At 45.5% G+C, this 9,401-nt stretch carries 9 protein-coding genes and 1 pseudogene; 6 read left to right on the forward strand and 4 right to left on the reverse strand.

Going from position 1 to position 9,401, the window contains the following annotated elements; translation table 11 throughout:
- Positions 1-8 precede the first annotated feature (8 nt).
- Positions 9-335, forward strand: a complete 327-nt coding sequence (locus BLW34_RS07410; RefSeq protein ID WP_090542069.1) for a P-II family nitrogen regulator — start codon at positions 9-11, stop codon at positions 333-335.
- Between the two features lie 30 nt (positions 336-365).
- Here the strand turns inward: BLW34_RS07410 and BLW34_RS07415 are convergent, their stop codons facing one another.
- The gene (locus BLW34_RS07415) at positions 366-1,667 is read right to left on the reverse strand and encodes a cryptochrome/photolyase family protein (RefSeq protein ID WP_090577629.1); all 1,302 of its coding nucleotides are present in this window, start codon (positions 1,665-1,667) and stop codon (positions 366-368) included.
- Between the two features lie 17 nt (positions 1,668-1,684).
- A complete protein-coding gene (locus BLW34_RS07420) occupies positions 1,685-2,815 on the reverse strand; it encodes a TIGR01777 family oxidoreductase (protein WP_090577631.1) in 1,131 nt (376 codons plus the stop codon).
- A gap of 65 nt (positions 2,816-2,880) precedes the next feature.
- Here BLW34_RS07420 and BLW34_RS07425 point away from each other — a divergent pair, with 65 nt between their 5' ends.
- Both BLW34_RS07425 and BLW34_RS07430 read left to right on the forward strand, forming a co-directional pair.
- Complete coding sequence (locus BLW34_RS07425; protein ID WP_090577633.1) at positions 2,881-3,150, forward strand: transposase; 270 nt, start codon at positions 2,881-2,883, stop codon at positions 3,148-3,150.
- 690 nt (positions 3,151-3,840) lie between these two features.
- A complete protein-coding gene (locus BLW34_RS07430; protein ID WP_090577635.1) occupies positions 3,841-6,486 on the forward strand; it encodes an MMPL family transporter in 2,646 nt (881 codons plus the stop codon).
- Between the two features lie 167 nt (positions 6,487-6,653).
- Here BLW34_RS07430 and BLW34_RS07435 read toward each other — a convergent pair whose 3' ends face one another.
- On the reverse strand, positions 6,654-7,301 hold the full coding sequence (locus BLW34_RS07435) for a DedA family protein (RefSeq protein WP_090577637.1): 648 nt from the start codon (positions 7,299-7,301) through the stop codon (positions 6,654-6,656).
- Positions 7,302-7,807: 506 nt separating this feature from the next.
- On the opposite strand from BLW34_RS07435, the gene BLW34_RS07440 reads away from it, so the two are divergent.
- From BLW34_RS07440 to BLW34_RS07445, 3 genes and pseudogenes are all read left to right on the forward strand, one after another.
- Entirely contained in the window at positions 7,808-8,578 is a 771-nt protein-coding gene (locus BLW34_RS07440) for an alpha/beta fold hydrolase (protein ID WP_218138803.1), read from the forward strand.
- A 305-nt stretch (positions 8,579-8,883) separates the two neighbouring features.
- Entirely contained in the window at positions 8,884-9,078 is a 195-nt protein-coding gene (locus tag BLW34_RS15575) for a hypothetical protein (RefSeq protein ID WP_143037883.1), read from the forward strand.
- A 27-nt stretch (positions 9,079-9,105) separates the two neighbouring features.
- Positions 9,106-9,225: pseudogene (locus BLW34_RS07445) on the forward strand (transposase); the annotation flags it as partial.
- Between the two features lie 34 nt (positions 9,226-9,259).
- On the opposite strand, the gene BLW34_RS07450 reads toward BLW34_RS07445, so the two are convergent.
- On the reverse strand, positions 9,260-9,401 hold a 142-nt coding region (locus BLW34_RS07450; RefSeq protein WP_143037874.1), incomplete at its 5' end, for an IS3 family transposase.

The following is a 9,401-nucleotide window of genomic DNA, read 5'->3' on the forward strand; positions in this document are numbered from 1 at the left end:
AGTCTATTATGAAAGAAGTTCGTGCCATTATTCGTCCTTTGCGCCTGAACCAATTACGCAACGCACTGCATAGCATACCTGAATTTTTCAGTTTAGTAGTGTGCAAAGGTGAGGGATTTTCCACGGCTATCGGACAGCAGCATCAAACAGTGCGTGAAGAATTAACCGATTTTACGGACAAGATCCTGGTAACGGCGCTAGTCAACGATGAGATGGTAAATATCATCGTTGACATAATCGTACGAGAATGCCAAACGGGCCTACCGCATGATGGCGTGGTGTGGGTTGTGCCGGTTGAGACTGCCTACCGCATTCATGATAAAGGTGTGCTCTGAGATCCTTACTTCTTTTAATCTTAACTACAGTCAGCTAACAGCCTGTCGACAAATTTCCAGGTAGCGCGCGCGTGCGAAGGCGTGGTCGACGATTGGTTTAGGATAAGTAGAGGCATGCAAATCCTTTACCCATGTCTGTATATATTCGAAGTTTTTATCGAATCTTTTGATTTGAGTGGTGGGATTGAAGACCCTGAAATAGGGTGCGGCATCAACGCCACATCCTGCTATCCACTGCCAGTTGCCGACATTACTTGCCATTTCATAATCCAATAATTTTTCTGCAAAATAAGCTTCACCCCAGCGCCAGTCGATTAACAGGTGTTTGCACAAAAAGCTGGCTGTGATCATGCGCACACGATTGTGCATAAAACCGGTTGCATTGAGCTGACGCATACCTGCATCTACCAGGGGATAGCCTGTCATCCCTTCACACCAGCGTTTGAACTCAGCTTCGTTATTTGACCATTGAATGTGGTCAAATAACGACTTAAAACTTTTATTCTGGGTATAGGGAAAATGCCACAGGATTTGGCAAAAAAATTCTCGCCAGATCAGCTCATTGCAAAAGGTTTCACTGACTGGGTGTGCCACCTGAAGAATTTTGCGAATGCTCACCGTGCCAAAGCGTAGATGAGGCCCTAGCTGAGAAGTGCCTGCTATGGCTGGAAAATCTCTGTCACGCTCATAATGCTGCAGTAACTCGTAGTTAAGCCGGTAAGGAGGTATGGCGATAGTTGATCGGCTAAAACCTATGTCAGTCAGTGATAGATCAGGCAGGGGAGATTGCTGGATCAGATTCATCAATTTCGTTCCGGTTGGATGAGTGATAAGCGTCGTATGACTCTGAATGGCTTTCCATTTGCGCATATAAGGCGTGTAAACGACATACGGACTGCCATCTTCCTTAGCAACTTCATCTTTTTCAAACAGAACATGATCCTTGCAAGTATGGAAATCCACCGATTTTGACTGTAACCATTTGCGTACCACATCGTCACGCTCTCGCGCATAAGGTTCATAATCATGGTTGGTATATACGGCAGCAACAAGATATGAACGCAAGATGTGATCAAATACATCAAGCGGCTTTCCATGATAGAGCGCAAGTGAGCGGCTAAACTGCGCTTGAAGTCGAGTCCGCATCATTTGCAAGGTATCGTAAATGAACGTGACACGAGCATCGTCACGAGGCAAGCTATCCAGAATAAACGGGTCAAAAATGAAAATGGGCAGAACAGGTCGTCCGGATGCCAAGGCTTGAGAAAATCCCGCATTGTCTTCCAGACGCAAATCTCGCCGAAACCAGAAAACGGACAGTGGTGTCGTCACGTTCGATGCGCTGAGTGCTAAATTTTCCCGAACAAATCCTCTAGTGCAATAGGTAAATCCGTAAATTTAAATTTAAAGCCATACTCCTGTAACAATTTTGTGGGGGCGATGTGATAGCTATTCAGAGCCAGGGCCGCGGCTTCGCCTAACGCCAGTTTCAGGATAAAAGCCGGGGTAGGGAAGAAGGCGGGGCGATGCAGCGCCTTGCCAAGGGCGGCAGCAAATTCGCGGTATCGTACCGGCTTGGGTGAAACAGCGTTTACCGGACCGTGATAGCGAGTGTCCAGTGCAGCGGTTATGTATACCGACACTAGATCATCAATATGAATCCATGAGAGCCACTGACGACCATGACCGACAGGTCCACCCAATCCTAGTTTCAGGATAAAAGCCGGGGTAGGGAAGAAGGCGGGGCGATGCAGCGCCTTGCCAAGGGCGGCAGCAAATTCGCGGTATCGTACCGGCTTGGGTGAAACAGCGTTTACCGGACCGTGATAGCGAGTGTCCAGTGCAGCGGTTATGTATACCGACACTAGATCATCAATATGAATCCATGAGAGCCACTGACGACCATGACCGACAGGTCCACCCAATCCTACCCTGAATACCGGCAGGAGTTTATCCAGCATGCCGCCATCACCCAGTACTACCCCTGTGCGAATGCTGACCCGGCGCACACCCTTGTTTTCGATTTTTGCAGCCTCCATCTCCCAGTCACGGCAGATGGTCTGCATGAAACTTCCTTGGGCAGGCACCGCATAGGTTTCATCATAAATACCTTCTCCTTCGCCTGGGTAAATACCAATAGCCGAGCCACAGACAAAACATTCTAGAGTGGAAGGGGCTGCTGCTACTAGCTTGCGGGCGCTGACAATGCGTGATTCATAAATTTCGCGCTTGCGTTTGTCAGTCCAGCGGCCGCCGCCCAGATTCTCACCCATCAGGTGAATGATAATCTGGGTATTCTCCAGTGCTTCAGGAGGCACTTCCTCTGTAGCATAATTCCAGTCAAAAGCCGGTACCCCCAGTTTCTGGCGTGCCCGCACGCCATTGCGACTGAGTACCTTGATCGTGTGATGGTCTTGTTTAAGGCGCTGTACCAGGTGCCGACCTATGAATCCTGTTGCGCCAGTAATGAGTATATTCATTTTTTGACAATTTCCAGGTTGATGACTGATCAGTTCAAGTATTTCAAGTATTAAATGATAGCTGGTTGGTCCATACTTTAATAACTTTGCTCGACAAAGTTTATTGTAGTCAGAAACACCGAGAGGCCTTGAAAGCACGTGGCCTCAAAAATGGCATTCAGGATAAGGCGGTGAAGAACAAACCGCTTACGCAACGGCAATTACAGCGCAATCGCCTGGTTACCAAAGTCCATTATGTCGTAGAGCGTATCTTTGGCAGTAAAGTTCTGCGTTACCGGGGATTAGCCAAAGCACATGGCTGGCATATGCTATATGCTGCAAGCCATGGCGTATAACCTGAAAAGGTTGCCAAAGTTGTATGTCGATCACTCAATACCGCGGTTCTCTCAGGAAAAATACATCTTCTGAGCCGATGAAGTGCTTTAGGTTGATCCCTTCCAGATTTTTTTGCGAAAAAGTTACAGAAATATCACTTGGTCATCGGCCAAAAATCAGGATTCGGAGGGTTTCTTCAGGAATTACGAGTTTTGCAAAGGTCTCACTAATTGTGTCAAACTACATTACAAATCCTACTGTTTAGGCTGCACGATATTGATTTTATGGTTATAAAATATTGTAAGTGATTGATTTGTATTAATCTTAAGTTTACAATTATGTTTCTCAATCGGTAAGTCGGGGGTTCGGCTGCTCTCAACAGCACTATAAAATCAATAGCTTAAATGCATAACCCAGAATCAAGTGCACTCCATATAGACACAGTTGTAGACAATGAATATAAAAATTGCCAATCTGTTTGATCCCGTTGACTGAATCTTCTTAAGGATAGAGTCAACTTCTCTTCCAACTTAGTGCTAAAAAGAATCAGTGTTTAACTGCAGAAATTAGGTTAATTCTATCTAAGAGCAAGCTATTGTTTTATATCCAATTAGATTCCAGAAAATATTGATTGAAATAATGCAATTAAACACTAACAGATTAGAGGTTGGTTATTCCAGCTTGTTTCCGGAAGGAAAATTGAAATAATAATGGAAACTTCACACAGTCGGCTCTACGGTACTTTTGCCCGCTGCGCTAGCATTTCCTATTGCTATGCTCCTTGGATTTTGCTCGCGGCACTCTTGATAGCTGTGGCTAGCGTTGTATACATCTCGCGCAATCTCGGTATGAATACCGATACCACAGATATGCTCTCTGAGCATCTACCGTTTCGTGTTAATAGCATACACTACAATAAAACATTCCCCCAGGAGATGGATATCTTGCTACTGGTGCTGAATGCTCCCACACCTGAGCAGGCTTATTCTGCCGCTGATCATCTCGCAGCACGCCTAAAAAAAGATACCAAGAATTTTACTGATATTTATCCTCCGAACGTTGATGTTTTTTTTGAGCGCAATGGCCTGCTCTACGAGAGTGTCTCTGAGCTCGAACACATTACTGATCGCTTGGCAGCGGCACAGCCATTAATTGCGCGCATTGCTGAAAATCCTACACTTCATACTTTTACCTCGGTGCTCACTGGAGCAGTAGAAGAATTAAGCAAAGGCCGTAATTTGGAGTTGGAGCCGGTATTCAAAGGGGTGAGCGAAACTCTGAATGCGCAGCTTGCTGGTAAGCCACGGGCGCTATCATGGCAGACGCTTTTTCGCGGTGAGCCGCAGAAGAGTAGTTACCAAGAGATGATTATAGTAAAACCGAAACCAGATTACACACAACTATTTCCAGGCGAGCAGGCTATAGCAGCGGTGTATGCTGCAGCGAAAGATATTGGCTTAACGGATGATGGTCCAATTCAGCTTCGTATTACTGGGGATGTGGCGTTAGCTGATGATGAGCTCAGGAGTTCGCTCAGCGGTATGGAATTTGCGGGAATAATTACCTTTGTACTGGTGGGAATAGTGCTTTATTTTGCTATGCGCACTATCAGGTTAGCCCTGGCCGTATTGCTTTGTTTAACGCTAGGTCTGCTTCTCACCGCTGCTTTTGCTACTGCTGCTATTGGTCAACTGAATGTTATCTCCATTGCTTTTGCAGTGCTATACATAGGTCTTGGTGCGGATTTTGCTATCCACTTTCTGCTGCGGTATCGCGAAGTACTCGAGAGCGGTCTACTAACAACAGATGCCATGTATAAAGCTGGTGGCGAAGCCGGAAGTGCGCTGGCTGCATGTACTATTGCTAACGCGATTGGTTTTTACGCATTTATACCCACCAGCTATAGTGGAGTAGCAGAGTTGGGGATAATCTCCGGTACAGGTATGCTGATCAGTCTGTTGGTAACCTTTATACTGGGTCCTGCTCTGCTACGATATTTGTCAGAGCGATCCATCCCTGATTCTGGTGTGAAGGGGTCCCTGGGTAAAATGCTTGAGTTATCGTTGAAGTGGCGCAAATTGACGTATGTCTCTATCTTTGTGTTATTACTTATTGCTATAGCACTATTGCCTCAGGTAAGGTTTGACTACAATCTGCTTAATATGCAAGATCCAAAGGGAAAAGCGGTGCAGACTTTCCGAGAGTTACTGGCATCCCCCGAACATTCGCCTTGGCATGCAATCGTGTTAACCAAGGATCAAGAAGAAACACGGCAACTAACGGAACGCTTAGCCGAGCTTCCTGGAGTAAGCAAAATAGTCACAATGCTCGATTTTGTACCAACGGAGCAGGAAGTGAAGCTTTCAGCTATCGAGGAAATGGCGCTTATAATCGGACCAGTGATACTATCGATGCCGGAGCCGTCAACAGATAAGCAAATGGTAGTACAGCAACTCGAAGCATTGGATGCTTTGAATGCAGCACTAGACCGTTATATTAAGGAGTATCCTGAATCCTCTTTATCAGAATCTGCGCTTACTCTCAAGACATCTCTTGAAGCGTTGTTTGTCCGTCTGGAAGGAGCAAATTTCAGCGATAAGGAGAAATTACTGCATTCAATAGATGAGGATCTGCTCTCCACATTACCTGCTGCGATTCAGCGTTTACGCACTTCAATTGAAGCTGTACCCTTTAGCGAGCAAGAGCTACCTGAATCACTCAGTGGCCGCTGGCGTAGCCAGGCAGGTGAATACCGAATCGCAGTTTATCCATCAGAAGATATCGGTGATAATGAAGCATTGACTCAGTTCGTAAGATCAGTACAACAAATAGCACCTCAAGCTACCGGTATGCCAGTGGTAAGCCTGGAGGCAGGAGAGGCGGTGGTGGAAGCATTTGTTCACGCTTTTTCACTGGCGCTGGCAGGAGTTACAGTAGCACTTCTGATACTATTGCGCAGCATAAAATACACTGTACTGGTGCTGATTCCACTTTTGCTGTCCAGCGTATTTACTGGTGTCTTCACCGTCTTGTTGAATATACCGTTCAATTTTGCCAATATTATTGCTTTGCCACTATTGCTTGGTCTTGGTATTGATAGCAGTCTGCACATGGTGTACCGAAGCTTGGATAAAAAGCAGGTAAGTGAAATTCTGATTCACACCAGTACTGCACGCGCTATTTTTTATAGCGCTTTAACCGCCTTAGTCGATTTTGCAAGTCTTATGTTCTCATCACACAAAGGTACCGCTAGCATGGGTGCATTACTTACCGTTGGACTAACTCTCACCCTGATTTGTACTCTCGTCATACTGCCAGCATTGCTGCGAATTCCTGCTCAACATGCAAAGTCATGAATCACGTTTGCTCGTCCGTTTCTGGCTGCGGATTCATGTGTTGTGATCAGACAAAAAAGAGATCACTGAATGCGTTAAGGTTTTCTACAGTCAGATCCACAAATAGGCTTGATTTGGCTTGATGTTGTCAGTTTTTTGATCCAAATAACTGAGTAAATCAATCAACTTCAATCTACTTGATTATTTCTTTTATAGCGATGTTTGAGATATTCAATTACAGGTGGCGTTATCGATAGAACGATAATTGCTAGAATGACGAGCTTAAAGTTTTTTTGTACAAATGGGAGTTGTCCAAAATAAAATCCGGCATAAATAAATAATCCGACCCACAGCACGGCACCGATTATGTTATAAACAATGAAGGTACGATAGGGCATAGTTCCAACACCTGCAACGAATGGAGCGAATGTGCGAATGATGGGAAGAAAGCGTGCAATGATAATTGTTTTACCTCCGTATTTGAGGTAAAAGGCGTGGGTCTTGTCTAGATACTCTCTTTTGAAGAAGCGGGATTCTTGCGAGGTAAAAACTTTGGGTCCGATTTTTTTACCTATCCAGTAATTCACAGTATCTCCCAAAATACCTGCAATGCATAATCCAACAAGTAAGATATGTGGATTGAGTTGCGAGTTTTGCAACGACGCGAGGGAACCTGCAGCGAATAATAGAGAGTCGCCGGGCAAGAGGGGAAGCACGACAAGCCCAGTTTCGCAAAATATAATCAGGAAGAGAATTCCATAAATCCATAATCCGTATTCTGAGGCGAGTTCCTGAAGATGCTTGTCAATGTGGAGAATAAAATCAATAAGAAACATAGGTATAGGAAAAAATAGCTTTCTTTTTTCAAGAAAAATGTACTAAAAGATTCAGCATGCTATCAAACACATTGATAAGCAGTCAAAAAAGGTTTCTCTTCTTACATATTGGCCGCACCTGAGAGAGCGTCGATAGACCGAAACAGGTAGTGAGAGAAACGCAACCAAGGAATACCGCGAGGTGATCTACTCAGTCCGATAGGATAGTGGCAAACATCTACCTTTGGATACTCTCAGACAAAAGGCTAGCCCGAATATTTCATAAATTCGCGTGATGATCACGCAGGATCTTATTAATCAAAAGACAAGTGAGGGTACGTGCCAATTTATGAAATATTCGGGCTATAATTCTTGGATTTTTGATGCTGCTTTAGGCAATGACAACTAGCTTTTGATCACTCAGCTGCAATTTTGACTAAGTATTCGACTTTACGTACATTTTACTATTTAAATAACGTTTATTTTTTCTATACTTCATGCCTGAGATTCAAGTTAACGGAGCAAAATTGCATTACACAGATGAGGGGACTGGGCCCGAGACCCTCATGTTTGCCCATGGCCTGCTGTGGAGTGGCCAAATGTTTGAGGCACAGGTCAATGCTTTCAAGGATCGCTACCGCTGCATCACGTTTGATTTTCGTGGTCAGGGGCAGAGTGAAGTTACCCGCGACGGCTATGACATGGACACTCTCTATCGGGATACCGCTGCATTGATTGAGGCATTGGGCTGCGTTCCCTGTCATTTTGCTGGGCTTTCGATGGGGGGCTTTATTGGGATGCGGTTGGCAGTTAGCCGACCAGAGCTTCTCCGATCATTGATCCTGCTGGATACATCGGCTGACCCAGAACCGGAGGAAAACGTACCGCGCTACAATCGACTTAACTTCGTCGCCCGCTGGTTGGGTCTGAGGTTGGTCATCTCCCCGGTCATGCGGATCATGTTCGGTCAGACGTTTCTTACCGATCTCAACCGCGCCGCGCAGAGAGAAGAGTGGGAAAAGCGTTTGATTGCCAATCATCGTATCGGTATTACCCGCGCAGTCAGGGGCGTGGTGGATCGCCAGGGCGTTTATGACGAAATCGGTGGAATCACTATTCCCGCACTGATCATCGTCGGTGAGGAAGATGTGGCTACTGTGCCGGGTAAAGCCGAGCGCATCCAATCCCAAATAGTCGGATCACGCCTAGTCAGGATTCCCAGAGCAGGACACTCTTCGACTATCGAGGAACCAGAAGCGGTTAACGCGGCTATCAAAGAGTTTCTCAATAACTTGTAAGGGCAGTGTTGGTCCTTCTCTATGCTAAGCAAAAAGAGAGTGAGTCTTACATACAAGGCCACGAATAACTGCTGGTAACTGATCCTTAAACTCATACCGTTCTCATGACTTGCACTTCCCCAAGGAAAGTCTTGTCGATAGGCTTCAGGATGTTGGTTACCCGCCACCCTGCTATCCAAGCTACGGAGCTTCTGACTCTTTCCCCGGCAGATCTGTCTCCTGCTGAACACGCCAGCCTTCGCTGGACGCACAACCGTACGCGAACCTTTTAACTCGCAAGTGAGTAAATAATTACCGCAGAATATTTGGTTGTAGATCGTGGTTACGATAGCGATACACTCGCGCTGGTGGTGCAAACCAAAATTCAAGGTATGAATTCTGTCATCCCATTCTCCCCCAAAAAACCGGAAAATACCAAGAAACTACGCTCTGAAGTTCTAGCGTTCTCGCCACATCGTAGAGAATTGACCTGGTTTAATGAATCCGGACATTCCAGTTAAGAGAAAATAGCTTAACTGGAGGAAGTAATGGTAACGAGGAAGCAATATACAAAGGAATACAAATTAGATGCGATCAGTCTGGTATTGGATCAGGGCCATACGACGACAGAAGTATCTCGAAGTCTGGAAATCAATGCCAATATGCTGAGATGACCTGGTCAAGTAAAACCGGACAACCCGGTTAAGCGACTTCTTTCAATTTTTCTGTTTCCACTTCATATTGATTGGGGCTTTTGTACTCCAAGTATGAATGCAGTCGATGGCTGTTATAGAACATGGAAATATACTGCAGCACATCTTGCTGTGCTGCATGACGGGTTTGG

This window comes from Nitrosomonas sp. Nm58, assembly GCF_900107335.1.
In the GTDB taxonomy this organism is placed as follows: Bacteria; Pseudomonadota; Gammaproteobacteria; order Burkholderiales; family Nitrosomonadaceae; genus Nitrosomonas.